This window comes from Roseovarius sp. B08 (assembly GCF_051417955.1).
In the GTDB taxonomy this organism is placed as follows: Bacteria; Pseudomonadota; Alphaproteobacteria; order Rhodobacterales; family Rhodobacteraceae; genus Roseovarius.
The window spans coordinates 2,985,913-3,010,311 of record NZ_JBPRLW010000001.1 but is presented as its reverse complement, the minus strand read 5'-3'; the positions used below and the strand labels follow the sequence as shown (position 1 = coordinate 3,010,311).

At 65.8% G+C, this 24,399-nt stretch carries 28 protein-coding genes and 3 pseudogenes; 14 read left to right on the top strand and 17 right to left on the bottom strand.

Annotated elements, in window-relative coordinates; all coding sequences use genetic code 11:
* Positions 1 to 3 precede the first annotated feature (3 nt).
* From bchO to ACSQ76_RS15390, 3 genes are read right to left on the bottom strand one after another with little or no spacing between them, the layout of a single operon-like run.
* Entirely contained in the window at positions 4 to 867 is an 864-nt protein-coding gene (gene bchO / locus ACSQ76_RS15400; protein ID WP_437157269.1) for an alpha/beta fold hydrolase BchO, read from the bottom strand.
* Between the two features lie 5 nt (positions 868 to 872).
* Positions 873 to 1,478, bottom strand: a complete 606-nt coding sequence (locus ACSQ76_RS15395; protein WP_437157268.1) for a VWA domain-containing protein — start codon at positions 1,476 to 1,478, stop codon at positions 873 to 875.
* Positions 1,475 to 1,945: a hypothetical protein gene (locus ACSQ76_RS15390; RefSeq protein ID WP_437158219.1), complete on the bottom strand. Its 471-nt coding sequence runs from the start codon at positions 1,943 to 1,945 to the stop codon at positions 1,475 to 1,477. The genes ACSQ76_RS15395 and ACSQ76_RS15390 overlap by 4 nt, the downstream gene beginning before the upstream one ends.
* Here ACSQ76_RS15390 and ACSQ76_RS15385 point away from each other — a divergent pair.
* On the top strand, positions 1,892 to 2,188 hold the full coding sequence (locus ACSQ76_RS15385) for a hypothetical protein (protein WP_437158257.1): 297 nt from the start codon (positions 1,892 to 1,894) through the stop codon (positions 2,186 to 2,188). The genes ACSQ76_RS15390 and ACSQ76_RS15385 overlap by 54 nt on opposite strands.
* On the opposite strand, the gene ACSQ76_RS15380 is transcribed toward ACSQ76_RS15385, so the two are convergent.
* From ACSQ76_RS15380 to ACSQ76_RS15370, 3 genes and pseudogenes are all read right to left on the bottom strand, one after another.
* Entirely contained in the window at positions 2,185 to 2,541 is a 357-nt protein-coding gene (locus ACSQ76_RS15380; RefSeq protein ID WP_437157267.1) for a hypothetical protein, read from the bottom strand. The genes ACSQ76_RS15385 and ACSQ76_RS15380 overlap by 4 nt on opposite strands.
* Positions 2,538 to 3,542 carry a magnesium chelatase ATPase subunit I gene (gene bchI / locus ACSQ76_RS15375; protein ID WP_437157266.1) on the bottom strand — a complete coding sequence of 335 codons (1,005 nt, stop codon included), beginning with the start codon at positions 3,540 to 3,542 and terminating at the stop codon, positions 2,538 to 2,540. The genes ACSQ76_RS15380 and bchI overlap by 4 nt, the downstream gene beginning before the upstream one ends.
* Positions 3,539 to 3,784, bottom strand: a pseudogene (locus tag ACSQ76_RS15370) (spheroidene monooxygenase); the annotation flags it as partial. The pseudogene ACSQ76_RS15370 and the gene bchI, both read right to left, overlap by 4 nt.
* Before the next feature lies 1 nt (position 3,785).
* Here ACSQ76_RS15370 and crtI point away from each other — a divergent pair.
* From crtI to ACSQ76_RS15350, 4 genes and pseudogenes are all read left to right on the top strand, one after another.
* Positions 3,786 to 4,766, top strand: a pseudogene (crtI, locus tag ACSQ76_RS15365) (phytoene desaturase family protein); the annotation flags it as partial.
* Positions 4,763 to 5,821 carry a 15-cis-phytoene synthase gene (gene crtB, locus ACSQ76_RS15360; RefSeq protein WP_437157265.1) on the top strand — a complete coding sequence of 353 codons (1,059 nt, stop codon included), beginning with the start codon at positions 4,763 to 4,765 and terminating at the stop codon, positions 5,819 to 5,821. The pseudogene crtI and the gene crtB, both read left to right, overlap by 4 nt.
* The gene (gene tspO / locus ACSQ76_RS15355) at positions 5,818 to 6,294 is read left to right on the top strand and encodes a tryptophan-rich sensory protein TspO (protein ID WP_306129521.1); all 477 of its coding nucleotides are present in this window, start codon (positions 5,818 to 5,820) and stop codon (positions 6,292 to 6,294) included. The genes crtB and tspO overlap by 4 nt, the downstream gene beginning before the upstream one ends.
* A gap of 51 nt (positions 6,295 to 6,345) precedes the next feature.
* Complete coding sequence (locus tag ACSQ76_RS15350; protein ID WP_306129522.1) at positions 6,346 to 7,377, top strand: sodium:calcium antiporter; 1,032 nt, start codon at positions 6,346 to 6,348, stop codon at positions 7,375 to 7,377.
* A 64-nt stretch (positions 7,378 to 7,441) separates the two neighbouring features.
* On the opposite strand, the gene crtC is transcribed toward ACSQ76_RS15350, so the two are convergent.
* Positions 7,442 to 8,323 (bottom strand): carotenoid 1,2-hydratase, encoded by an 882-nt coding sequence (gene crtC / locus ACSQ76_RS15345; RefSeq protein ID WP_437158218.1) that lies wholly within the window; start codon positions 8,321 to 8,323, stop codon positions 7,442 to 7,444.
* Positions 8,320 to 9,867 carry a 1-hydroxycarotenoid 3,4-desaturase CrtD gene (crtD, locus tag ACSQ76_RS15340; RefSeq protein ID WP_437157264.1) on the bottom strand — a complete coding sequence of 516 codons (1,548 nt, stop codon included), beginning with the start codon at positions 9,865 to 9,867 and terminating at the stop codon, positions 8,320 to 8,322. Before crtD ends, crtC begins: the two co-directional genes overlap by 4 nt.
* Positions 9,868 to 9,961: 94 nt before the next feature.
* Here crtD and ACSQ76_RS15335 point away from each other — a divergent pair, with 94 nt between their 5' ends.
* The 9 genes and pseudogenes from ACSQ76_RS15335 (at position 9,962) to ACSQ76_RS15295 (ending at position 17,679) form a co-directional block, all read left to right on the top strand.
* The gene (locus ACSQ76_RS15335; protein WP_437157263.1) at positions 9,962 to 10,831 is read left to right on the top strand and encodes a polyprenyl synthetase family protein; all 870 of its coding nucleotides are present in this window, start codon (positions 9,962 to 9,964) and stop codon (positions 10,829 to 10,831) included.
* Between the two features lie 123 nt (positions 10,832 to 10,954).
* Positions 10,955 to 11,179: pseudogene (locus ACSQ76_RS15330) on the top strand (methyltransferase family protein); the annotation flags it as partial.
* 83 nt (positions 11,180 to 11,262) lie between these two features.
* The gene (locus ACSQ76_RS15325; RefSeq protein ID WP_437157262.1) at positions 11,263 to 11,466 is read left to right on the top strand and encodes a light-harvesting protein; all 204 of its coding nucleotides are present in this window, start codon (positions 11,263 to 11,265) and stop codon (positions 11,464 to 11,466) included.
* A 13-nt stretch (positions 11,467 to 11,479) separates the two neighbouring features.
* A complete protein-coding gene (gene pufA, locus ACSQ76_RS15320) occupies positions 11,480 to 11,647 on the top strand; it encodes a light-harvesting antenna LH1, alpha subunit (RefSeq protein ID WP_152493186.1) in 168 nt (55 codons plus the stop codon).
* A 110-nt stretch (positions 11,648 to 11,757) separates the two neighbouring features.
* Entirely contained in the window at positions 11,758 to 12,597 is an 840-nt protein-coding gene (gene pufL / locus ACSQ76_RS15315) for a photosynthetic reaction center subunit L (RefSeq protein WP_437157261.1), read from the top strand.
* Positions 12,598 to 12,600: 3 nt separating this feature from the next.
* The gene (pufM, locus tag ACSQ76_RS15310) at positions 12,601 to 13,587 is read left to right on the top strand and encodes a photosynthetic reaction center subunit M (RefSeq protein ID WP_306129533.1); all 987 of its coding nucleotides are present in this window, start codon (positions 12,601 to 12,603) and stop codon (positions 13,585 to 13,587) included.
* Positions 13,588 to 13,590: 3 nt separating this feature from the next.
* Positions 13,591 to 14,685 carry a photosynthetic reaction center cytochrome PufC gene (gene pufC, locus ACSQ76_RS15305; RefSeq protein ID WP_437157260.1) on the top strand — a complete coding sequence of 365 codons (1,095 nt, stop codon included), beginning with the start codon at positions 13,591 to 13,593 and terminating at the stop codon, positions 14,683 to 14,685.
* Between the two features lie 96 nt (positions 14,686 to 14,781).
* Complete coding sequence (gene dxs, locus ACSQ76_RS15300; protein WP_437157259.1) at positions 14,782 to 16,710, top strand: 1-deoxy-D-xylulose-5-phosphate synthase; 1,929 nt, start codon at positions 14,782 to 14,784, stop codon at positions 16,708 to 16,710.
* Positions 16,711 to 16,947: 237 nt separating this feature from the next.
* Complete coding sequence (locus ACSQ76_RS15295; RefSeq protein WP_437158217.1) at positions 16,948 to 17,679, top strand: MauE/DoxX family redox-associated membrane protein; 732 nt, start codon at positions 16,948 to 16,950, stop codon at positions 17,677 to 17,679.
* Between the two features lie 6 nt (positions 17,680 to 17,685).
* Here ACSQ76_RS15295 and ACSQ76_RS15290 read toward each other — a convergent pair whose 3' ends face one another.
* From ACSQ76_RS15290 to puhA, 9 genes are all read right to left on the bottom strand, one after another.
* The gene (locus ACSQ76_RS15290) at positions 17,686 to 18,222 is read right to left on the bottom strand and encodes a putative glycolipid-binding domain-containing protein (protein WP_437157258.1); all 537 of its coding nucleotides are present in this window, start codon (positions 18,220 to 18,222) and stop codon (positions 17,686 to 17,688) included.
* A gap of 102 nt (positions 18,223 to 18,324) precedes the next feature.
* Positions 18,325 to 18,870 carry a c-type cytochrome gene (locus ACSQ76_RS15285; RefSeq protein WP_437157257.1) on the bottom strand — a complete coding sequence of 182 codons (546 nt, stop codon included), beginning with the start codon at positions 18,868 to 18,870 and terminating at the stop codon, positions 18,325 to 18,327.
* Positions 18,871 to 18,873: 3 nt separating this feature from the next.
* A complete protein-coding gene (gene hemA / locus ACSQ76_RS15280; RefSeq protein ID WP_437157256.1) occupies positions 18,874 to 20,088 on the bottom strand; it encodes a 5-aminolevulinate synthase in 1,215 nt (404 codons plus the stop codon).
* The gene (puhE, locus tag ACSQ76_RS15275) at positions 20,078 to 20,896 is read right to left on the bottom strand and encodes a putative photosynthetic complex assembly protein PuhE (protein WP_437157255.1); all 819 of its coding nucleotides are present in this window, start codon (positions 20,894 to 20,896) and stop codon (positions 20,078 to 20,080) included. Before puhE ends, hemA begins: the two co-directional genes overlap by 11 nt.
* 97 nt (positions 20,897 to 20,993) lie before the next feature.
* Positions 20,994 to 22,124, bottom strand: coding sequence for a magnesium-protoporphyrin IX monomethyl ester (oxidative) cyclase (gene acsF / locus ACSQ76_RS15270; protein ID WP_437157254.1), 1,131 nt, complete (start codon positions 22,122 to 22,124; stop codon positions 20,994 to 20,996).
* Complete coding sequence (locus ACSQ76_RS15265; RefSeq protein WP_306129541.1) at positions 22,121 to 22,417, bottom strand: hypothetical protein; 297 nt, start codon at positions 22,415 to 22,417, stop codon at positions 22,121 to 22,123. Before ACSQ76_RS15265 ends, acsF begins: the two co-directional genes overlap by 4 nt.
* Positions 22,418 to 22,435: 18 nt before the next feature.
* Positions 22,436 to 22,843 carry a photosynthetic complex assembly protein PuhC gene (gene puhC, locus ACSQ76_RS15260; protein WP_437157253.1) on the bottom strand — a complete coding sequence of 136 codons (408 nt, stop codon included), beginning with the start codon at positions 22,841 to 22,843 and terminating at the stop codon, positions 22,436 to 22,438.
* An 82-nt stretch (positions 22,844 to 22,925) separates the two neighbouring features.
* Complete coding sequence (gene puhB / locus ACSQ76_RS15255; RefSeq protein ID WP_437157252.1) at positions 22,926 to 23,588, bottom strand: photosynthetic complex putative assembly protein PuhB; 663 nt, start codon at positions 23,586 to 23,588, stop codon at positions 22,926 to 22,928.
* Between the two features lie 27 nt (positions 23,589 to 23,615).
* The gene (puhA, locus tag ACSQ76_RS15250; protein WP_437157251.1) at positions 23,616 to 24,389 is read right to left on the bottom strand and encodes a photosynthetic reaction center subunit H; all 774 of its coding nucleotides are present in this window, start codon (positions 24,387 to 24,389) and stop codon (positions 23,616 to 23,618) included.
* Positions 24,390 to 24,399: the final 10 nt, after the last annotated feature.

The window sequence follows — 24,399 nt, the reverse complement described above, 5'->3', positions numbered from 1 at the left end:
TTTCTAAAAAGATTTGCCCTGGAGCCAATCCAGCATGATGTCGCAAAGGCGGCCGGGGGCTTCCTCGTGGGCGAGGTGGCCCAGGCCCTCCAGCGTGACCCGCTCGGCATGGGGCAAAAGTGCGGCGGCGCGGTCCGACACCTCGGGCGACACGGCCGTGTCGCGGTCGCCGGTGATCAGCAGCACGTCACTTTCGATCTCGGGCAGGCGGTCGAGTAACGCGTCGGTGCTCCAGCGGGACATCATCTGCAACGTGCCGTCCACATGGGCGCGGTCGGCGAGGAGGCGGCTGTAATAGCCGAGTGCCTCTTCGGTGAGCGTGGAGCCTGTAGCGCGGACGACGTTGCGGGCGCGGTTCGGGCGGGCGCCACCTGCCGAGAAGGCGATGGCGGTGAGCGGGTTCAGCGCCAGCAGCTTGGCCAGCATCGGGAATATCCAGCCCGCCATGCCCTCGAACCGGTCGAGTGCGGCGTTGAGGCCGATGACCGCGGGGGCGCCGGGCAGGCGCGTGCCGAGGTCGAGAGCGACGGCGGCACCGGCGGAGTGGCCGATGAGCGCTATCGGCTGCCAGTTCCGGTCGGCGCAGAGGGCGGCGATATCTTCGGCGGTGGTGGCGAGACCGAGGCGCGAAACGCTGCCCGCGCGGGTGAAGCCGTGGCCGGGCAGGTCGAGGGCGACGACGTGGTGATGTTCAGACAAGCGCGGGATGAGTTCGCGCCATGTGTGCGTGCTGGCGCCCGCGCCGTGCAGCAGCAGGAGCGTGGGGCCGGTGCCCCATTCCTGCACATGCCAGTCGTGCGGGCGGTGGCGGACGCGGCGCGAGGCGTCGGCGTGGGGCCAATCGGGCAGGTCGCGAGCCCAGTCCATGACACTCAGGCTCCGAGCGCCGTGGTGACGGCGGTGCTGATCCCGTGGGCGTCGGCACGGGGCAGGGCGAGGTAGCGCGCGCCGAGCGCGGCGGCGATGGTGCGGGCCGTGTCGGTGGGGCGGTTGGAGGTGTCGACGAGGACGCCGGACAGGCGCTGGGCGCGCAGGCTGGCGGCGATGCGGGTGGCGTCGTCGTTCGCGGTGACGCGGTCGGGGTCGCCGGTGAGCGGGATGTTGGCGCGGCCATCGGTCAGGAGGACAAGCATCGGGGTGAGGCCGCGGCCGCGAGCCAGTTGCGCGAGGTCTCCGGCGGCCATCAGGCCGGAGGCCAGCGGCGTGCCGCCGCCGCCGGGCAGCGAGGCGAGGCGGCGCTTGGCCTGCACCAGCGAGCGGGTGGGCGGCAGGAGCGTCTCGGTTCCGGTGCCGCGAAAAGCCAGCAGCGCGACCTGATCGCGGCGGGCATAGGCCTGGGCCAGCATGAGTTCGACCGCGCCTTTCGCTTCGGCCAGCCGGGCGACGGCGGCGGAGCCGGAGGCGTCGACGGTGAAGATGAGCAGGCGGTCGGAGCGGTCCTCGAACCGCTTGATGCGGATGTCCGAGGGCAGGATCACGAGCGCGCGGTCGGCGTTGCGCCCAGTGCGGCGCAGGATCTGCCAGGGGCGGCGGCGCGGAGCGTTGCGATGGGGTCGATCCGCGCCTGGGCCGAGGGGCGGCCCGGGCGCGACGGCAGGGGCCGACCCCGGCGGTTGCGGCGGCGGCGGTCGCCCGCGCCGCTGCCCGCCGCATTGGCGGGGCGGGAGGATTTGGCGGCGAGGCGGTCGAGGATGTCGGGCGGCAGGAGTGCGGCGATGGCGGACACGAGGATGTCGTCGGGCAGGTCGGTAAGGGAGTGCTCGCCGGTTTCCGCCGCGTTGTCGGCCTGGTCCGGTTCGGGCGCGTCGGGCGGCGTTTGGCCCTCGGCCTCGGAGGGCATCATGGTGGCACGGGAGGGGTAGACCAGTTCGGTGGCTTCCTGGAGGTGGTCGTGGGTAACCGTCATCTCGGCATCGAGCGCGGCGAGAGCGCGGGCGGCGCGCAGGGCGAGGCTGGGCGCGCGCAGGCTGTGAATGCCGAAGCGGGCAGCGAGGGTGACAAGCAGCGGCAGGGCGTCGTTGGGGACCTGTACGGCGGCCAAGCGCTCGCGGGCCGCGTCGAGTTCGGCGGCGGCGGGCAGGCGGACGGGGGTGGCGGCCTCTGGCGGCTCGATATGAAAGGCGAGGCGGTCAAGCAGCGCTTGCGGCGCGCCTTCGTCCGCGCTGGCGGCCTCGTCGAGCAGGATTAGGGCATGGCGGTGATCCGCGTCGAGGAGTTGGGCGAGGCGGGCGGCGAGGCCGGGGGCGTGCGCTCGGCCATGGTGAGGGTGAGCGTGGCAGGAAGGTCGGCAAGGCCGGGCGCGCGGACGGGGCGACCCTCGGCCAGCGAGGCGGCGATGTTGAGACCGCCGAAAAGCTGGTCGTCGGGGATGGCGGGGTGGATGCGGTGCTGGGCGCCGGGCAGCTTGCGCAGGGCGGTCTCGAACGCCTGCCGGGCGGGGCCCATGCGGGCGCGGGACGTCAGGCCCTTGAGGCCGCCCGGGTCCACGACCAGAGCCGCGAGGGCGCGCTGGGTGCGGGCGGTGTCGGCCCCGTCTGTCATCCGAAGGTTTCGGCGACGGTGCGGGTGACGCGGGTGGTGGAGCCGGCCTCGTCCAGCGGGTCGCGGCGCAGACGATGGCTGAGCGCGAGAGGCGCGACGGTAGCGAGGTGGTCGCGTGTGATTGCTGCATCGGCCTCAAAGGCGGCAAGAGCGCGGGCGGCGCGCAGCAGGGTCAACTCGCCGCGCAGGCCGTCGGCGCCGAGGGCCACGGCAAGGGCGGCGCAGTCGCGCAGGATGGTGTCTGTCGCGTCGAGTTCGCGGAGTGCTTTGCGGCCAGCGAGGATGGCATCGCGGATTTTTGCGTCTTCGGGTTGCCACTTGGCGGTGAAGGCCTCGCGGTTCATGTCAAAGGCGTCGCGGCGGCGGACGACCTCGATCCGCTCGTCGATATCGGTGGGAGACCTGACCTCGACCGAGAGGCCAAAGCGGTCGAGAAGTTGCGGGCGCAGCTCGCCTTCCTCGGGGTTGCCGGAGCCCACGAGGACGAAGCGGGCGGGGTGGCGGATGGAGAGGCCTTCACGCTCGACCGCGTTGACGCCGGATTGGGCGACGTCGAGCAGGAGGTCGACGATGTGATCCTCCAGCAGGTTGACCTCGTCGATATAGAGATAGCCGCGGTTGGCGCGGGCCAGGAGGCCTGGCTCAAAGGCCTTTTCGCCCTTGGTGAGGGCACGTTCGATATCGAGCGCGCCGGTGACGCGGTCCTCGGTCACGCCCAGGGGCAGGTCGACGACGGGGGTGGGGCGTTCCACCAGATCGGTTTCGGTGATAGTGGCCCAGTCGGGGCACTCCTCGGGGCGTTCGGAATTGACCGGGCAGCCCTTGACGGCTGTTATAGGAGGCAGGAGCGCGGCGAGCGCGCGGACGGCGGTGGACTTGCCGGTGCCACGGTCGCCGAAAACCAGAACGCCGCCCAGTTCCGGGTCGATGGCCGTCAGGATCAACGCCTGTTTCATGGTGTCCTGTCCGACGATGGCGGAGAACGGAAAGGCGAGGCTCATGCGCCGACCCCCAGGTGTTTAAGTGGCTTGGCACCCTGCCACGTGCCGCATTCGGCAACGATGTTGAAGCGGGCGTAGAGTTCTTCTCGAAACCAGTCGCCGTCGCGCACGACCTTGATGGCGCGGGCGTGGGGGCCGTCGTGGCGGGCGAAGGCAGCCATGCCGGCGGTATCGGGCCAGACCGAGAAGGTGACCTGGTGCAGAAGCGGCACCTCGCCGATGCCGATCTTGAAGGCAACGTTCAAGGACGAACGGCTGCGCATGGCATTCTCGTTTCATCCGCTGTTCATCGGGGGGGATCCGTTCAACGTGACATCGATGTATATCCTTGTCAGTCACCTGGAAAAGGCGTTCGGCGTGCATTACGCCATGGGCGGTGTCGACGCCATCGCGCGGGCCATGGCCGATGTCGTGGCCGATCAGGGCGGGCTGGTCCGGCAAGGCGCGGAAGTGGACGAGATACTGGTGCGTGACAGGCGCGCGACGGGAGTGCGCCTGACCGGCGGCAAAGTTCTGGAAGCGGACGTGGTCGTGTCGAACGCCGATGCGGGGCACACCTATGACCGGCTGATGCGCAGCGCGCCGAAGCGGCGCTGGACCGGACCGAAGCTGAAGCGGTCGCGGTGGTCGATGGAACTATTCGTGTGGTATTTCGGCACGAAGGGCACGCGCGGGAAATGGGCCGACGCGGGGCACCACACGATCCTGAACGGGCCCCGCTACAAGGGACTGGTCGAGGATATCTTCCTGAAGGGCAGGCTGGCCGAGGACATGAGCCTTTACGTGCACCGCCCCACGGTCACCGATCCGAGTGCCGCGCCGGAAGGGGATGACACGTTCTATGCGCTGAACCCGGTGCCGCATCTGGGGGTCGAGAACCCGGCGGACTGGAGCGAGATGGCGGACCGGTATCGGCAAAAGGTGCAGGCGGTGCTGGAAGAGCAGTTGCTGCCGGGGCTGGAGAATCATCTGACCGCCTCGGAAGTGTTTACGCCCGAGACCTTCCGGGACCGGTACCTGAGCCCGCACGGGTCGGGCTTTTCGCTGGAACCACGGATTCTTCAGAGCGCTTATTTTCGGCCGCACAACGTGAGCGAGGAAGTGCGGGGCCTCTATCTCGTGGGGGCGGGCACGCATCCCGGCGCGGGGCTGCCGGGTGTCGTGTCGAGCGCCGAGGTGCTGGGCAAGCTGGTGCCGGATGCGGACGAGGTGCGGATGACATGAGACTGACGCGCACGGAAGCCGCCGACATGGCGCATTGCCGCGAGGCGATCCGGGACGGGTCGCGGTCGTTCCATGCGGCCTCGAAGCTGTTGCCGAGGCGTGTCCGCGATCCGGCGCTGGCGCTATATGCGTTCTGTCGGCTGGCGGACGACTCGGTGGATCTGCATTCGGAGAAGGCCGAGGCGGTGCAGCGGTTGCAGGACCGTCTGGACCTGGCCTATCGCGGGGTGCCGCGGAATGCCCCTGCGGATCGGGCCTTTGCCGCCATGGTCGCACGGTTCGACATGCCGCGGGAGCTGCCGGAGGCGCTGCTGGAGGGGCTGGCCTGGGACGCGGATGGCAGGCGGTATGACAGCCTGTCGGAGCTGCGCGCCTATGCGGCGCGGGTGGCGTCGTCCGTTGGGGTGATGATGTGCGTGTTGATGGAAATGCGCGAGGCCGACGGGCTGGCGCGGGCGTGCGACCTGGGCGTGGCGATGCAGCTGACCAACATTGCCCGCGACGTGGGCGAGGATGCCCGCGAGGGGCGGCTGTATCTGCCGCGTGACTGGATGGAGGACGAGGGGCTGGACGCGGCGGGGTTCCTTGCGGGCCCGCAGATGTCGCCGGCGTTGCACCGTGTGATCGCGCGGCTGTTGCGCGAGGCCGAAGGCCTTTATGCCCGATCCGAGGCGGGAGTGGCGACGCTGCCAGCGAGCGCTCGGCCGGGGATTTTCGCGGCGCGGTATATCTATGCCGGGATCGGGCGGCAGCTGCGGCGGCTTGAGCATGATTCCATCGCGCACCGGGCGCGGACGACCGGCACGCAGAAGCTGGGCTGGCTGATGCTGGCGAGCTTGAGGGCGGCGGGGACGGTGATGATGCCGCGCTCGGCGGTGCTGCACGCGCGGCCCTTGCCGGAGGTCGCCTTCCTGGTGGAGGCGGCGGCGGAGAACCCGGCGCCTGGGCGCGACTGGAGCGACGCGCTGTGTTCCACGATGGCGACGCTGAAAGCGCGGGATCTGGACGATCCGACCTTGCCGGTATCGGGGCGGCGCGCTAGGTCGAGGTCATGATCTGGCTTTGCTTTGTCATTTTTCTTGCGGCCTGCTTTGCGGCGGGTGCGACGGGGGCCCTGTTCCCGCCGGGCAAGTGGTACGAGGACCTCAACAAACCGGCATGGACGCCGCCGAACTGGTTGTTCCCGGTGGCGTGGACGACGCTGTACCTGCTGATGGCCGGGGCCGGCGCACGCGCCGCGGTGAGCCCCGACAATTCCGTGGCGATGGCGCTTTGGGCACTGCAGATCGCGCTGAACGGATTGTGGACGCCGGTTTTCTTCGGCTTGCGCCGGATCCGGCTGGGGCTGGGCGTGCTGGTTCTACTGTGGATTGCGGTGTTCTGGAGCATGGTCGAGCTGTGGCAGGTGGACTGGCTGGCCGGGCTGATGTTCGTGCCCTACCTGGCGTGGGTGAGCGTTGCGGGCGCGTTGAACCTTTCAGTGATGCGGCTCAATCCCGAGGTGGTGCGCGCCGAGGCGCGGCGCTGAACGTGGCTTGCATTTATGGAACCTGACCAATGACAGCGCGGTTAGGCCGGTATGCTCACTGACCTTTCCCTGACCGCCAATCTGGTCGTATTCGCCGTGGCGGGTCTGGTCATTCTTGTCGCCGGCACGAAAATGACGGGCATGGCGGACCGGATCGCGGACCGCACAGGGCTGGGCGAGGCGGTGACGGGGGGGCTGCTGCTGGGCGCGGCGACGTCGCTGTCGGGCACCGTGGTTTCCATGACGTCCGCGCTGGATGGTCATGCGAGCCTAGCGTTTTCCAACGGGGTCGGCGGGATCGCGGCACAGACGGCCTTTCTGGCGCTGGCGGATCTGATCTATCGCCGGGCGAACCTGGAACATGCGGCGGCGGACCTGGCGAACCTGTTTCAAAGCACGCTGCTGATGTTGATGATGGTGGTGCCGCTGGCGGCCTTCGTGATGCCCGAGATGGCGTTCTGGTCGGTGCATCCGGCCTCGGTGGTGCTCGTGGGCATCTACCTGTTCGGCGCGTATGCCAGTGTAGGGGTTCAGCAAAGTCCGATGTGGAGGGCGGTGGACACTCAGGAGACGCGCGCCGACCAGCCGGAAGACAAGGAAGACGCGCAGAAAAGCGTGGTGTCGCTGCTGGTGCCGTTCCTGGCGCTGATGCTGCTGCTGGGGCTGGCGGGATATGCGATCGCGCGGTCGGCGGCTGCGCTGACCGGGCAGTTGGGGCTGTCCTCGGCATTGGTGGGGGCGTTGATGACGGCTGTCGTCACCTCGCTGCCGGAGCTTGTCACGACATTGGCCGCAGTGCGGCGCGGGGCGTTGCAGCTGGCCGTGGGCGGGATCATCGGGGGCAACACGTTCGATGTGCTGTTCCTGACGCTGTCGGATGTCAGCTATCGCGAAGGGTCACTGTATCACGCCATCGGCACGGGCGACTTGTTCTGGGTCGTGGTGGGGCTGGCGATGACGGCGGTGTTGCTGATCGGGCTGATCCTGCGCCAGAAGTCGGGGCCGGTGAACATAGGGTGGGAGAGCCTGACGATGCTGGGGATCTATGGCGGCGCCGTGGGGTTCCAGGCCTGGAGCGGGTAGAGGACGTCTCACGGCACCGATTTCTTGAGAAGAAATCGGATCGAAATCTTTTCAAGATTTCGGCTTAGCGGTCGGCCGCGAAAGTCCAGCGCGCGCGGCGTGGAACGCGGACGGCCAGCATGGGCTTCAGCAACGGGGAGCGAAACCGCTTGAGGTCGAGCGCCTCGTGCACGCCCGTGGTCTCTTCCCCGTCAATTACGCTGCGCACGGCGGCGCGGGCGTAAAAGGGCGCGTCGAGCATGGGTTGAACTTGAGTGGGGGTGTGGCCCGGGTCCGCCCGGCCCTCGCGGTAGAGACCCCAGGCGGTGCGCTTCATGCGGATTTTCGGCGGGGGTGTGATGACCTTTGCCTTGCCCTGATCGTCGAAGCGGATCCCGAGGCCCAGTTCCGATTCGTCGAGGCGGGTGGCGTCGTAGAAACAGGTGCTGCCCATGCCGGTGGGAAACCGCGCCCAGGTCCAGTAGGTGAAATCCTGCTCCAGAGCCCGCGTGCCGAAATTGGCGTCGAAATAGCCGTGGCCGTCCCATTGCCAGCCGGGCGCGTCGAGATCGACGCTGATCCGTGCGGTGGGGGCGAAGGGGCGCCAGACATGGGCGCCGTCGGGTGTGAGGGGCAGTTCCACATTCGTCATGGCCGAGGGCGTGACGGTGACGCGGCCCCGGACACGGGACACCAGCGGCGGGGCGCCGATTTCGTTGATATCGATGACAAGCTGGCCGTTCGTCCAGTGCAGGGATGAGGGGCCGACGGTGAAGCTGTCCGTTGTCTGGCGCAGCGCGCTGGTGCCGCGGTCGGTCATGGTGAAGCGCCCGCCGGGACCGTAGGTGGCGACGTTGATGCAGACATGATTTTCGGGATTGCGCCGTCCGGACCAGGCGTACCAGGGCGAGAAGACCGAACCGAGGAAGGCGATTATCGAGATAGCACGGCCGCCGCCGTCTTTCAGCCCGTCGATATACCACCATGCGTAGCCGTTGGGCGGGACGGCGAGGTTGAAATTGGGTCTGTCAGTATCGCCTCGGCCGCATGCCTGCCGGAGAGGGCCGCCATCGGCACCCCCGCCCCCGGATGCACCCCGCCGCCCGCCAGGTAGAGGCCCTTGACCGGCGTCCGGGCCGTGGGGCGCTGAAAGGTTGCCATCGTGCCGTGCGGGCTTTGCCCGTAGAGGGATCCTCTGCTCTCGGGAAACAGTTGATCGAAGCCCGAGGGCGTGGTCAGCGCGGCCGGCCCCGGCAGGGGATCGAAGCCGAGGCCGAAGAGGGCCAGCGTCTGGAAGGTGCGGGTCTGACATGCGGTGAACTCCTCTGGGCCCGCGGGGACGTGCAGGGGGGGTGCGTTGGCGATGACCTCGAAGCGTTCGAGGGCGGGCGGGTCGACAGGCAGGCCCCGATCCATGGCGCAGACATAGAGCGTGGGGTCGGGGATGTGGCGGCCTTGCATCAGCGCGTCGAACTCGGGCTTGGGGTCGGCGCGGAAGAAGACATTGTGATGGGCAAGCTCGGGTCCTGTCGGCGTGGAGGCGAAGGCCCAGACTTCGGCAGAAAGGCTGCGGGGGATTTCGGCGCTTTGCGGCGCCACGCGGTCGAGGCCGGGGCCGAGTGCCCCGGTGGCGAGCGCTCGCGGGTCACCGTTGAAGACGACCGCGTCGGCCGGCAGATATGTGCCGCCCTGAAGGGTGACACCGATGGCGCGGCCCTTCTCGGTGAAGATGCGGTCGACATGGGTGTCAAAGAGGAGTTTGCCGCCGCGGGCCGTGATGGCGTCGGCCAGTGCCTGCGCCAGCCAGTGCATACCTCCCTCGACCACCCAGACGCCTGAAACCTCGGCTTGCCAGATCAGAGCCAGAAGGGCGGGCACGTGGTAGGGCGAGCCGCCGACATAGGTGGCGTAGCGGCCGAATAGCTGGACCAGGCGCGGGTCGTCGAAACTGGACTCCAACAACTGCGCGAGAGTCTTGTTCGGGGCCATCTGGCGGATCAGGTGGGGGTGGCGCAGCACGTGGGAGGTGAGGGCCGCGAGGGTCGGTTCGGGGGATTGCATGACGGGCGCGTCGAACCCTTCGAAAAGGGTGCGAGCGCGGTCGGAGAATTGGCGCATCTGTCGGCCCGCGCGGGCGCCGGCAAAGGCGGTGACGGCGTCGATATTGCGTTGCGGGTCGTCGAAGAGGTCGAGGGTGCTGCTGTCGGACCAGACATGGCGGGCGAGGAGGTGCTGGCGATGCAGGGTGACGTGATCGGCCAGCCGGGTGCCGAGCGCGGCGAAGAGATCCTCGAAGACCGGGCGCAGGGTGAGAACGGTGGGACCGGTATCGACCGGGCCTGCAGGCGTGGGCAGGGTGCGCATCTTGCCGCCGGGATGGCTGTGCCGTTCCAGAATGGTGACGCGCAACCCCGCACCAGCAAGGCGCGCGGCGGTGGCAAGCCCGCCGATCCCCGCGCCGATGATGACGGCGTGGGGCACGTCCGAGCCCGGAGGTCGTGACGATGTCATGGCAGGATAGTTGACTCGAAACGGCGAAGTGTCCAGTATGATTTACAATAAGATTGTCTCCATATGGTGACATTTGTCTGATCAGGAGCGTCCCATGCCCCTTTCGCAGAGAATCGAAGCCGCCGTCTTGCGTGCACTGGACCTGACGCAGGGACGGCAGGCTCCGGCGCAACTCAGCGAGGCTTTGGGATACGCCTGCCTGCCGGGCGGGGCGCGCATACGGCCGACGATACTTATCTCGGTAGCGATGGCCTGCGGCGACGATCGGCCTGACGTGAGCGATGCCGCAGCGGCAGCGCTGGAGGTGATCCATTGCGCCAGCCTCGTACATGACGACCTGCCCTGTTTCGACGATGCCGATCTGCGGCGCGGCAAGCCGTCTGTGCACAAGGCCTATTCGCAGCCCTTGGCGGTGCTGACAGGGGACAGCCTGATTATCCTGGCGTTCGATGTTCTGGCACGGGTCGCAGAGGCCGACCCGTTGCGCGCGGCCCGGCTGATGCAGGCGCTGGCGAGGCGCACGGGGATGCCAAGCGGGATTTGCGCGGGGCAGGGCTGGGAAAGCGAGCGGAAGGTGGACCTTGTGGCCTATCACCGCTCTAAGACGGCGGCGCTGTTCATCGCGGCCACGGAAATGGGCGCGATTTCGGCGGGGCATGATGCGGAACCCTGGGGCGACCTCGGGGCGTTGATCGGCGAGGCGTTCCAGGTGGCGGATGATCTGCGCGATGCCGTGCTGGACGAAAAGACATTGGGCAAGCCCGTGGGTCAGGACGACCTGCACGGACGGCCCAACGCGGTGGCGGAATACGGTGTCGAAGGCGCGGTGGCGCGGCTGAGGGATATCCTGGCGGGGGCGATCGCCTCGATCCCGTCCTGCCCGGGCGAGGCGGCGCTGGCCGAGATGGTACGCTTGCAGGCGCAGGCGATCATGCCGAAGCTGCCCGCACGTTATCGGGCGTAACGCGCCGTGGCGGTGCAGGAGCCTCGGGTGCCGCGCCGCGCCGGGCTGACGGGATGGATCAACCGGCAGATCGCAAAGCCGGGATTTCAGAATTTCGCCAGCGCCTTGCCCTTCGGCAGGAGTATGGCGCGCCGCGACGGCGCGGATATTTTCGATCTTTTGCAGGGGTTCGTGGCCGCCCAGGTGCTGGGCTCGCTGGTCGAGACCGGGATTCTGCGTGCGTTGCTGGACGGACCGCGCAGTGCCGAGGCGCTGGGCTTTCGGCATGACGTGCCCGCTGATCGGATGGCTCAGTTGCTACGCGCGGGCGCGGCGCTGGGGCTGTTGAAGCGGCGCCGTGATGGAGCCTATGCGCTGGCCCGGAAAGGGGGCCCGAGGGAAACCCGGCCGCGGGGTTCGCGGCGTCAGCATAACGTTCCGGAGGAAAGTTCATGGCTGATAACACCGACCTGTCCTTTACAGGTCTTACCGACGAGCAAGCAGAGTATTCTAAAAACCCAAAACAAACACCACCCCCCGGTACCGACGAGCAAGCCCAGGAGTTGCATTCGGTGTACATGAGCGGCCTTACGCTCTTCACACTGGTAGCGGTCATCGCGCACATCGCGACGTACATCTGGGCGCCTTGGTTCTGAGGAAGGAAAGAAAATGTCGAAGTTCTACAAGATCTGGCTCATTTTCGATCCGCGCCGCGTGTTCGTAGCACAAGGCGTATTCCTGTTCCTTTTGGCCGTCATGATCCACCTGGTGGTTCTGTCGAACGGCGTCAACTGGTTCGAGAATGCAGCAGCGTCCCGCGCTGCGGCGTCCGAGTGATCCAAGACAATCGTCAGACATCGTTGCGGGCGGGTCGGCCCGCCCGCAACAAACCGAACGAAGAGTGACGGCCGGGCATCGCTGGCCGGCCGAAAACGCGGAGAGAAACAATGGCGTTGCTCAGCTTTGAGAGAAAATACCGGGTCCGCGGGGGGACACTGATCGGAGGCGACCTGTTCGACTTCTGGGTCGGGCCGTTCTACGTGGGCTTTTTCGGCGTGCTGGGCGCGTTCTTTGCGCTTCTTGGCACCATCCTGATCTTCTGGGGGGCGGCCCACCAGGGCACGTGGAACCCATGGCTGATCAACATTGCGCCGCCAGACCTCTCCTACGGCCTGGGCGCGGCGCCGCTGATGGAGGGCGGTCTGTGGCAGATCATCACGATCTGCGCGATCGGGGCCTTCTGCAGCTGGGCGCTGCGCGAGGTCGAGATCTGCCGCAAGCTGGGGATCGGGTATCATGTGCCCTTCGCCTTCGGCGTCGCGATCTTCGCCTATGTCACGCTGGTGGTGTTCCGGCCCGTGCTGATGGGCGCGTGGGGGCATGGGTTCCCGTACGGGATCTTCAGTCACCTCGATTGGGTCAGCAACACCGGCTACGCGTACCTGCATTTCCATTACAACCCGGCGCACATGCTGGCGGTGACGTTCTTTTTCACCACCACGCTGGCCCTCGCGCTGCATGGCGGTCTGATCCTGTCGGCGGCCAACCCGGAAAACGGCGAGGTCATGAAGACGCCGGACCACGAGGACACGTTTTTCCGTGATTTCATCGGCTACTCGGTCGGCACGCTGGGCATCCACCGCCTCGGCCTGCTGCTGGCGCTGAACGCGGGCTTCTGGTCGGCGATTTGCATCATCATCAGCGGCCCGGTCTGGACCAAGGGCTGGCCCGAATGGTGGGACTGGTGGCTCGAACTGCCGATCTGGCCATCGCAGATGGGAGTATAGGAGATGATCGAGTATCAGAACATATTCACGCAGGTCCAGGTCCGGGGAAATCCCGAGTGGGGCATGGACAACGACAATCACATGATGGACGAGCGGGGGTTCAGGCCGCGGTTCAGCAACCTGGTGGGCTGGTTGGGTAACGCTCAGATCGGGCCGATCTACCTGGGCTGGACGGGGCTTGTCAGCACGGTCACCTTCATCCTGGCGCTCAACATCGTCGGCTTCAACATGCTGGCGCAGGTCGACTGGTCGATTCCGGAATTCCTGCGCCAGGGCTTTTGGCTGGCGTTGGAGCCGCCGGGGCCTGAACATGGCCTGTCGATCCCGCCGCTGAATGACGGGGGCTGGTTCATCATCGCCAGTTTCCTTCTGCTTGTCAGCGTGATGACATGGCTTATCCGCAGCTACCTGCTGGCGGCGCAGCACAAGATGGGCAAGCACGTCTTCTGGGCCTTCGCGAGTGCGATCTGGCTGATGCTGGTGCTGAACCTCTTCCGCCCGATCCTGATGGGATCGTGGAGCGAGGCGGTGCCTTACGGCATCTTCCCGCACCTTGACTGGACCACGGCGTTCTCGATCCGGTACGGCAACCTTTACTACAACCCGTTCCACTGCCTGAGCATCGTGTTCCTTTACGGCTCGACGCTGCTGTTCGCGATGCACGGCGCGACCATCCTGGCGGTCACGCGCTATGGCGGCGACCGGGAGCTGGAGCAGATCGTCGACCGGGGCACGGCCACGGAACGCGCGGCGCTTTTCTGGCGCTGGACCATGGGCTTCAACGCCACGATGGAAGGCATTCACCGCTGGGCGTGGTGGTTCGCGGTGCTGACGCCGGTGACCGGCGGGATCGGCATCCTGCTGACCGGGACGGTTGTGGACAACTGGTTCATCTGGGCGCAGGAGCACAACTTTGCACCGGCTTACGATGGCTCTTACGGCTACGAGGCCTACGGGTCTTACGAAGCCTTCATCGGCGAGGAGGACTGAGCCATGCTACCGAACTGGTTCAACAAGTGGAACTCCGACAACCCCGCGAACATCTACGGCCCCGCTATTGCGGTCGGCGTCGTGGGGGCGGCGGTCCTGGTGGCGGCCTGGCTGGTCTCGGCCGACAAGTCGAGCGCGGTCGACAGCCTTCAGACGGGACCACGAGGCACCGGCATGTCGGTGCCTGAGTTCAAGTCGGAGCTTGCCGCGCGCGATCCGGGCATCGAGGGCTACATGGCCATGCGCTCGGACCCGGTGGTGCCACAGGGTGGAGAAGAACTGGCCGACGATGCGCGTGAGAACGTGCCGCCGGGGCTGGAGGGGCTGACGGTCGAGAACTACGACCGCCTTCTGGCGGCGATGCAGCAGTGGACGGGAATTCCCGACCTCTTCGAGGACATGGACAGCTACCAGACCTCGGTGGGGTATACCATGATTGCGATGACCCAGAACCTGAACGAGAACTGGGATGCGCACGTCAATGCCAACGCGGAGGTGGGTGTGACCTGTTACACCTGCCACCGCGGTCAACCGGTTCCGACCGACGTATGGTTCAATATCAGCCCGGTTAACGAGCGGGTCGAAGGCTGGGGTGCGGTGCAGAACCGGGTGACGCCGTTGTCGAGCTATACCTCGCTGCCGTCGGACGCGTTGCAGACCTACCTGGTCGACGGCGATTCCATCAAGGTGCACGACCTGGAGAGCCGTGTCGAAGGCGTGCCGGGCGTCGACGGCTACCCCGGTATCCAGCATACCGAACGCACCTACGCCTTCATGAACTACATTTCCAACTCGTTGGGTGTGAACTGTGTCTTCTGCCACAACTCCCGCGCGTTCTATGACGGGGCCCAGGTGACCCCGCAATGGGCCACGGAGTTGCTGGGTATCCAGATGGTGCAAGAACTGAACAACGACTACCTGATCCCGCTGGAAGGGCTGTTGCCGGAACACCGGCTGGGTCCGAAGTACGGCGATGCGCCCAAGGCGGCGTGCCGGACATGCCATAAGGGCTATCAGAAGCCGCTTCAGGGGACGAACGTCATTCAGGACTGGCCGGAGCTGGCCACGACCTCGGGCGAGCCGGATTACGGGCAATAAAACGAAAGGCCGGGCGACACGCATCGCCCGGCCTGTCACACTGCGCTGCTTGCAGCCGTTTGCGTGCCGCGCCGGAACTCACCTTGAGGGGGTGCGATGCAACAGACCACACCACACACACCGATACTGGACCGCGTGGCGGGGCCGCAGGACTTGCGGCAGATGCCCGATGAGGATCTGGCCGCGCTGGCCGACGAGTTGCGCGCCGAAGTCATTTCCGCCGTCTCGCAGACGGGCGGGCATTTGGGGTCGTCGCTGGGCGTCGTGGAACTGGCGGTGGCGATCCATTCGGTCTTCAACACGCCGATGGACAAGCTGGTGTGGGATGTCGGGCACCAATGCTATCCGCACAAGATTTTGACCGGCCGGCGGGATCGTATCCGGACGCTGCGGCAGAAGGATGGTCTGAGCGGGTTCACCAAGCGCAAGGAGAGCGAGTACGACCCGTTCGGAGCAGCGCATAGCTCGACCTCGATCAGTGCGGCGCTGGGATTTGCGGTGGGGCGCGACATGGGGCGACCGACGGGCGATGCGATTGCCGTAATCGGGGACGGGGCGATCAGTGCGGGCATGGCCTATGAGGCGATGAACAACGCGGGCGCCGAGGGGCGGCGGATGTTCGTGATCCTGAATGACAACGAGATGAGCATCGCGCCGCCCGTGGGGGCGATGTCGTCGTACCTGAGCGGGCTTTACGCCAACGAGCCTTTAGCGCGGGTGAAAAGCCTGGCCGAGGGGTTCGAGGCGGCGCTGCCCGCGCCGATGCGCGAAGGTGCGAAGCGGGCGCGGCAGCTTGTGACGGGCGTGAGCCAGTCCGGGACGCTGTTCGAGGAGCTGGGGTTCGAATATGTGGGCCCGATCAACGGGCATGACATGGGGCAACTTCTGCCGGTCCTGCGCGCGGCGCGGACACGGGCCACTGGGCCGGTGCTGATCCATGTCTGCACGGTGAAGGGCAAGGGATACGCGCCCGCAGAAACCAGCGCGGATTGCGGGCACGGGGTGGCGAAATTCGACCCCGAGACCGGCGTGCAGACCAAGAAATCGGGCGGGGCGCCGTCCTATACCTCGGTCTTCGGCAAGGCGCTGACGGAGGAGGCGGCGCGCGATCCGAACATCGTTGCGGTGACGGCGGCGATGCCGTCGGGCACGGGCGTGAACATCATGGCCGAGCGGTTTCCCAGTCGCGTTTTCGACGTGGGTATCGCGGAACAGCACGCGGTGACCTTTGCCGCCGGGATGGCGGCAAGCGGGCTGCGGCCGTTCTGCGCGATCTATTCGACCTTCCTGCAACGGGGTTATGACCAGGTGGTACATGACGTGGCGTTGCAAGGCCTGCCGGTTAGGTTCGCGATCGACCGGGCGGGACTGGTGGGGGCCGATGGGCCGACCCATGCAGGTGCTTTCGATGTCGGGTATCTTGGCGCTTTGCCGAGGATGGTGTGCATGGCCGCCGCCGACGAGGCAGAGCTGACCCATATGGTAGCGACGGCGGCGGCGCATGACGAAGGACCGATTGCCTTTCGCTATCCGCGCGGGGCGGGCACGGGGGTTGATCTGCCCGCACGCGGCGAGGTGCTGGAGATCGGCAAGGGCCGCATGCTGCAGAACGGCGACGACGTGGCGATCCTGTCCTACGGCGCGCATTTGACGGAGTGCCAGGCTGCAGCCGCCGCGTTGGAGGCTGACGGCCTGTCGGTCACGCTGGCCGATGCACGCTTTGCCAAGCCGCTGGACATGGAGTTGATCCGCCATTTGGCCAGGCATCATAGGGCGTTAATCACGGTGGAGGAGGGCGCAATGGCTGGTTTCGGGGCGATGGTGCTTCAGGCGCTGGCCGCGGAGGGCGCGTTCGACCGGGGAATGGCGGTGCGCACAATGCATTTGCCGGACCGCTATATCGACCAGGCGAGCCCCGAGGACATGTATGCCGAAGCGGGCCTGACACCAGCAGATATCGCCGCAACCGCGCGGGCCGCTGTGGGCCGGGCGGCGGAGGTCGTGTCGCTGAACGCGGTGGGCTGACGCAGTATTTTTGAAACGGCGCGTCGTGCGTCCGGCGGTGACGGTCGGAACCGACCGCCTTTCTTTCCGTTGAGTCAGAGAGTGGCAAGGCGACCGCGTGCATCGCGGGACAGCTCTGTACGTTGGAGAAGAAGCACCCAAAGGGCTTTTAAGATGACGGCAACGGACACGATCGACGGCCCCGACACGGCCCGCGCCAAGAGCGAGGGCGGCAAGAAGACCGCGTCGCTCTATCGGATGGTGATGCCGGGGCATTTGTGCCCGTATGGGCTGAAGTCGTTGTCGATGCTGAAACGGCGGGGGTACGAGATTGACGACAATCCCCTGACGACGCGCGAGGAGACCGATGCCTTCATGTCAGCGCACGGGGTCGAGACAACGCCGCAGACGTTCATCGACGGCGAACGTATCGGCGGTTACAGCGAACTGAAAGCGCATTTCGGCTATCGCGTTCTGGAAGAAGGCGAGACGACATACATCCCCGTCATCGCGATTTTTGCCAGCACGGCGCTGATGGCATTGGCGATCGTGCTGAACCTTTATGACGGCTTTCCGGTGCTGACCTGGCTGAAATGGTTCTTTGCAGGATCGATGGTCGCCCTGGCAATCCAGAAGTTGCAGGATGTCGAAGGTTTCGTGAACGGCTTTCTGGGTTATGACCTGCTGGCGCAGCGCTATGTGCCTTATGGCTACACGTATCCTTTTGCCGAGCTTTACGCCGGCGTGGGGATGATGGCGCTGATCGGTACGGGCAGCGCCCTGATATGGTTGGTGGCGCCTGTGGCGATCTTCATCGGGGCCGTCGGCGGGTGGAGCGTGTTCAAGGCTGTCTATATCGACAAGCGGGAACTGACTTGCGCCTGCGTCGGCGGTGGATCGAACGTGCCTCTGGGTGTTATCTCGCTGACCGAGAACCTGGTGATGCTGGGCATGGGGATCTGGATGCTGTCTGTTCAGATCGCGGGATAGATCGTCTCAGGCTTGCGCGGTCCAGCGGCCCGGTTGCGATCGAACTATACCCTGATCGTCGACAGAAACCCGGATGGTTGCGCCCGTTTCGGCTGTTTCGATCTCGTAGGCGTCGTCCGAGAGGCGGCGGAATACCAGATGGAGCGGGCTGAGCTTTTCGGTGGAGACGTCCAATCTTGCCGCCATGATTTCGGACTGGTCACCAGGCCTGAGCGCAAGGCGGCGGATCGGCAGCGTGAAGGTCGCCAGCGTGAAATCGAGCATGATGTCCGTCGCCCCTAGCACATCGGGCACGGGCGTGCCGTTGTGCGTCCAGCTGCCGTCTTTCTTGCGGCGCAGTTCGAGGCGGGATTTTCTGCCTATGCGGACGCGGCGTGTGGTGCCGTCTTCGCGCGCGCGGATGCGGTATCGCAGCACGCCTCCTTCCGCGTCGGTCGACGAGCCGTCGATCAGGTAGCCCCCCTCGGCATCGGCGAAGCGGCAGGCGTCATTGCCCGAACCGTCCTCGCGCAGCCACAGAATTGCGTGTGCCCCTGCGATCATGGCGCATCTCCCTGTTGCGAGCCTATCCTAGCACGTCGCGTAGGCCACGGCACAAAAAAAGGCCGCCCCCGTGGGCGGCCTTCTGGAACGCGGGATTATTGATCAGCTTTCGGGGCCGACCGAGGCGAGAAAGGCCCAGATATCCGCGGCATCTTCTTCCTTGCGCAACTGATAGGTCATCTTGCCGCGACCGTCTTCGCCGGTGTATTCTTGGAGCCATGGTGTCGGGTCCTGGACGTAGCCTGTAAAGCTTTCCTGATCCCACTCCAGCCCGGCTTCGCCGGCGGCGACCAGAAGGTCAGAATAGTTGAAGTCCTCGACGGAGCCTGCGGTGCGGCCGGCAAGCCCATACAGGTTGGGGCCGACCTGGCCGCCCTTGACGATGGCCTCGCCTGACTCGTCAACGACAACGTGGCAGGCCTTGCACTGGCGAAAGGCTTTTTCGCCGGCTTCGGCGTCACCGTCTTGGGAGAAGGCAGGTGCGGCGAGGCTGGCAAGAGCGATGGCTGTAACGTGGATCTTCATGATATCCTCCAAACGTTTGGCTGAAGTGTCGAGATAGCGTGGATCGGGCGGCGTCAAGTGGCCATGGATCGAGAAACGACCGCATCGAACGGCCCTGTGTTGCATGCCGGCGCGTCGTTTCATGAATCAGGCCACGGCATGGGCGATGGCGCATTGCTTCCAAAGCACGCCGAGCGCCTCGACCAGGTGGTCGATATCCTCGTAGCTGTGCAGCGGGCCGGGGGTGAAGCGCAGCCGTTCGGTGCCCTTGGGCACGGTGGGATAGTTGATCGGTTGCACGTAGATGCCCCAGTCCTGCATCAGGATGTCAGACAGCATCCGGCACTTGACCGGGTCCTTGATCATCACGGGGATGATGTGGCTGGGATTGTCCATGTGCGGGATGCCGCGCCTGTTGAGCTGGGCACGCAGATAGGTGACGCGGTCGCGCTGGGCGGTGCGTTCGGCCCGGCTCTGCTTGAGATAGGCCACCGAGGCCTGCGCGGCGGCGGCCACCGCAGGCGGCAGGGCGGTGGTGAAGATGAAGCCCGAGGAAAAGCTGCGGACAAAGTCGCACATCGCAGCCGAGCCGGTGATGTAGCCGCCCATGCAGCCATAGGCCTTGCCCAGAGTGCCCTCGATCAGGGTGATGCGGTCCGCCAGTCCCTCGTGTTCGCTGACGCCCCCGCCGCGCGGGCCGTAGAGGCCCACGGCATGGACCTCGTCGAGATAGGTCATGGCGCCATGCTTCTCGGCCACCTCGACGATCTCCTTCATCGGACAGATGTCGCCGTCCATGGAGTAGACTGATTCAAAAGCCACGATCTTGGGTGCGTTGGCGGGCAGCTTGGCCAACTGGCGGTCGAGGTCTTCGGGGTCGTTGTGCTTCCAGATGCGTTTCTGCGCGCGTGAGTGGCGGATGCCTTCGATCATCGAGGCGTGGTTCAGCTCGTCCGAGAGGATCACGGCATCGGGCAGGCGGGCGCCCAGCGTGCCGAGCGCGGCCCAGTTGGACACGTAGCCGGAGGTGAAGAGCAGGGCGCTTTCCTTGCCGTGCAGATCGGCCAGTTCGTGTTCAAGCGCAACGTGATACTTGTTTGTGCCCGAGATATTGCGGTTGCCGCCCGCGCCGGTGCCGCACTGGTCGATCGCGTCCTTCATGACTTGCCGGATATGGTCGTTCTGCCCCATCCCCAGGTAGTCGTTCGAGCACCAGACGGTGACCTCGTCGGGGGTGTCGGCGTCATGGCTGCGCGCCCGGGGGAAATCGCCGCAACGGCGTTCAAGTTCGGCGAAGATGCGGTAGTTGCCCTCTTTCTTGAGTGCGCCGAGCTGCGCGTTGAACATGGCATCAAAATCCATGGGATTCCTCCGGTCTTTTTGCTTTGTCGTTTTGGGTCTTGGGCGCGGGTAGCATCCAGCGCCAGAGCTTGGCATCGGGCAATGGCAGCACCATCAGCCAATGTTCGAGAAGAGCGAGTCCCGCGAGGGCGGCCAGCAAGGCGAAGCCCACGATTTCGGCGCCGGTCTGCGCGGCGTAAAGCCGCTCGAGCCAGCAGGCGACGGCAAAGGTCAGGGCCGAAATGGAAAACGGGAAGACCCAGTTCAGTCGCTGGATGCGGAAATGGCTGGCGAGGTGGCCAAGCGCCTTGGGCAGGAACTCGGTATTGATCCGTGGCACGCCGAAATAGAGGTTCAGCTTGGCCGAGATGCGCGCGAAATAGAGGATCGTGAAGGTCCAGAGGCCGACGGTGTTCGCCGCGCCGGCGGCGAATATCCACATCGCGAGGAAGATCATCGTCAGCAGGGTTTCGTGATAGGCCACGGTGCCCCAGGCCCGGATGAAACGTTCCCATTCCGGCAGGCGGTCGGGGCAGTTGCGCAGGTTGGGGCCGGTGATCATGCCGGTCAGGAACGTGAGTTCCACCCAGCCCCAGACCGCCAGTGCGGCGAGGAACGCCCCGTAGGCGGCAAGCAGAGAGGTCTGAGGCAAGGTGGCCGCGAAGCCCCAGAGCCCCAGCCCCAGGACCGGCAGTGAGGACAAAAGGCAGAACATGCGCGCCCGGCCGCCCGCCCGGTCGGCGTGGCGCACCACCATGAGGATTGCCCCGGTGGAGAACCACCAGAGGAAAAGGGCCGCGAGGGCCTCGATCCAGGGCGAGGTCAGCATCGGGCCTCACCGTCCCGGGCCTGACCCGGGACCTCTGCCGCCGAGAGGCCCCGGACCAAGTCCGGGGCGGGTTGGTGGATATGTCGAAACCTGCGCATCAGTAGGCCGGCTCCAGCCGCACGTTTTTCGGCACCTTGTGCGACTTCGCCGGGATCAGCATCAGCCGCACGAAGGCGGTACCTGCGCGGGCCTGCGCCGACAGACGCTTGACGAAACCCATCGGTCCGCCCTCCTTACGCGCGGTGTCGAGGTCGACATTGGCCTTTTGCAGTTTTTCCAGCAGCGGCTGCCATTTCGGGCTTTCGATATCCAGCGTGATCGGGAAGATCTGCTTGGTCAGCGCGGATGTCTTGGTGAAGACCTCGTGTGCGTACCAGTCCGGATCGACGCCGAGCGCCTTGTGAAACGCTGGGCGTTGGTGGTCGCGCACGTACATCGTGGCGTAAACGGCTGTCAGGAAGAACTTGATCCAGTAGACGTTTCTGCCGGAGGTCAGCCGGGGGTCGGTCTTCATCAGCAGGGCGAAGGCCTCGCCGTGGCTGAACTCGTCGTTGCACCATTCGCGGAACCACTTGAAGATCGGGTGGAAGCGATGCTCGGGGTTGGCCTCGAGGTGGCGGTAGATGGTGATGTAGCGTGCGTAGCCGATCTTTTCCGACAGGTACGTGGCGTAGTAGATGAACTTGGGCTGGAAGTAGGTGTATTTCTTCTTCTGCGTCAGGAAGCCGAGGTTCACGCGCAGACCGGCCTCGCGCAATGCGTCGTTGATGAAGCCGGCATGCCGGGCCTCGTCGCGGGCCATGAGCTGGAAAAGCTGGGTGATGTCGCGGTTGTTGCCGCGGCGGTTCATTTCCTTGTAGAGCACGCAGCCCGAGAATTCGGCGGTGCAGCTTGAGATCAGGAAGTCGACGAATTCCTTCTTCAGGGCGGGATCCATTCCCTCCCAGTCGACATGATCCCAGTCCTCGTTCTTCTTGAAATGGCCCTTGTTGGGGTCGGCTTCCATCTGGTCGATCAGCTTGTCCCAGTCGGCGCGCACGGGGCTTACATCAATGGCGTCAAGTTTGTCGAAGTCGGTGGTGTAGAAACGCGGCGTGAGCAGCGTGTTGGACATGGCCGTTTCGGTCGCCATTTCATCGTTGTACTGGCGATCCTGCGCTTCGGCGATCGCGAGCCCCTCTTCAACGGTGGTGGCGTCGGCGGTGTGCTTCGTGGTTTGCATGTTCATAGCGTGACCTCCTCGGAGAAGGAAAACTCGCACAGCTCCATCACCTCGAAATCACCCGTGAGGCGGGTCCATAGCTGTTCCAGCTTGCTGGCGCGAAGGATCGTGGCCTCGCGCTCCTCGCTGACCACTTCGCCGAAGGGCGCCATGATCTCGGGTCCGTGGACCTTCACCTCGTCGCCGGGGTGGATCACCGCCCCGTTGTTGAACCGTACATGCGCGTGCAGGGAGTCAAAGCAATGCGATACTTCGACCGTGCAGGGCGCCCTTTCTATGTCTTTGGTCAGCCATCCCATTTTGGCGTCTCCTTTTTGCTATTGTGCCAGGAGCCTTGCAAAGGCCTTGGCGTTGTCGATGCCGAACCCCATGAGGTCGGCATTCCAGCCCGTGGACGGGTCGTGGATCGCGATGCGTCCGTTGTCGTACCGGACGAGTGTCAGCGGGCCTGTCAGGGCTACGCGGTGTTTGGTGCGCTCGCGCTGGATCACGCGCCAGACGCCCGAGATGAACCCGCCCTCTTTCGGGTTCAGCTCGGCGATGAGCGTGCCGTCCAGTTCGGTCACGGTGGCTCTGCCGGACATGTCGCCGGACAGGTTGAACGTGCGTTCGTGGGTGATCGCGCCGGTGGGCGGCGTGTAGGTGACCGGCTGGCCCGACAGGCGCGACCACGTGACCAGCGCCAGAACGATCAGCACGAAGGTGCAGACCGCGAAGACCAACACGCGCGGGACAAGCTCCTTGTCGTGGCCGTCCTGGGGGGGGCGTGGATGTGGTCGGTCTGGGCCATGCGGTGTCAGGTCCTTTTCATTCCGCCGGTACGGCGCCGGGGGCGATGTCGTCCGCGCCGGTGTCGGTTGCGGCCGGTCTGCGGGCGAGTTTCGGCGTGTTGAGCTGCGCCTCGGCGGTCTCGGCGATGAGGCGCGCGATACGGGCGGCGTCGTCGATGGCGCGCAGCGCGGGCTGCGGCTTGCGCACGTGCCAGGGCCGCACATGCGGCCAGCAGGTCAGATAGCTGAGCGGCGGCGGGTCCATCAGGTCGAGCGCGATGGTACCGTTGCCCGAGCGGCGCAGCGCCAGATCGGCGCTGGCGATGCGGCTGAAGGGCAGGTTCAGCGTGACGGTCAGCGCCGCGCCGACGCGCATCGCAACGCGCCGGTTGGTGATGGTGTAGACGGTGGCGCGGGCCTGCACGTAGCCGATCAGCAACAAGAGCGCCGCCGCCACCGCACCGATGACCAGGAACGGAAAGGACACCCGAAACGCGTGAGCCATGCCCACCTGGTCGAAGAGTGTGACGAAGCGCCAGGCGAAAAGGATCACGAAATAGCCCACCACCCAGTAGAGGTTGAGCGATTGCACCGTCAGCGCCCACCAGTTGGGCCGGCCCTGCCACAGGATATGTTCACCCTCGGGCGGGCGCTCTGGCAGGCCGGGGACCGGTTCCACTTGGAAATCGTCATGGGGCATCGTCATCTCCTTCGTCCGCCTGTCCGCTCAGCCCAGCTTGGGGTTGAGGCGGGCGTCGTCGGCGTAGATCGTGCCGCCGCCGTAATAGGCCGAGATCTTGTCTTCCTCGAGCTTGGTCACCTGGTTCGGTGAGGCGTGTTTCGGTACGCCGGCGAAGTGCTTGCCGTAGAGCTTGAGCACCTTGACGTGGTTGCTCTTGATCCGTGTGAGGGTCATCGGCACCAGCCGCTTGCCCGCGCCGTGATCGCCATCGAGTTCGATCTCGAGGTAGCGGACAAGCTGTTCGGGCTCGTCGACCCAGAGGTCGGTGATCATGCCCACGACCTCGCCGTCGCCGGCCACCACGGGAAGGCCGCGCGGGTCACGGCCCGCAGCCACCTGAAAGTGCTCGTTCGCGCCCATCGGCACGATCTTGGGGTGACCGTGGCCGTCGAGTTCCGGCACGTCCTCGCGGTTGGCCCACGACGCCGGCCCGACGCCATCGGCGAGCGGATCGCCAGTGGGTTCGAACGGAAAGCCGTTGCCTGCGGCGGTCTTTTGCAGGGCGATGTTCGGGCGGTCGCCGCGCTGGCCCGACGGGACGGTCAGTTCGCCCCGGCCGTGGGGCAGGATGAAGGTCTTGTCGCCGGGGACGGGAAACAAGCCCTGGTTGGCGGACAGGTTGCCGTCATCATCTTCCAAAGGGTAGCCCTCGCGCATGTTCTCGCGCTGGATGTAGATGATCAGCCCGGCGAAGAAGATCCAGAACAGCCAGATCGAAAGACTGGCAAGATCGAAGTTGGCGAAGAAAGCATTACTCATGGCATATCCT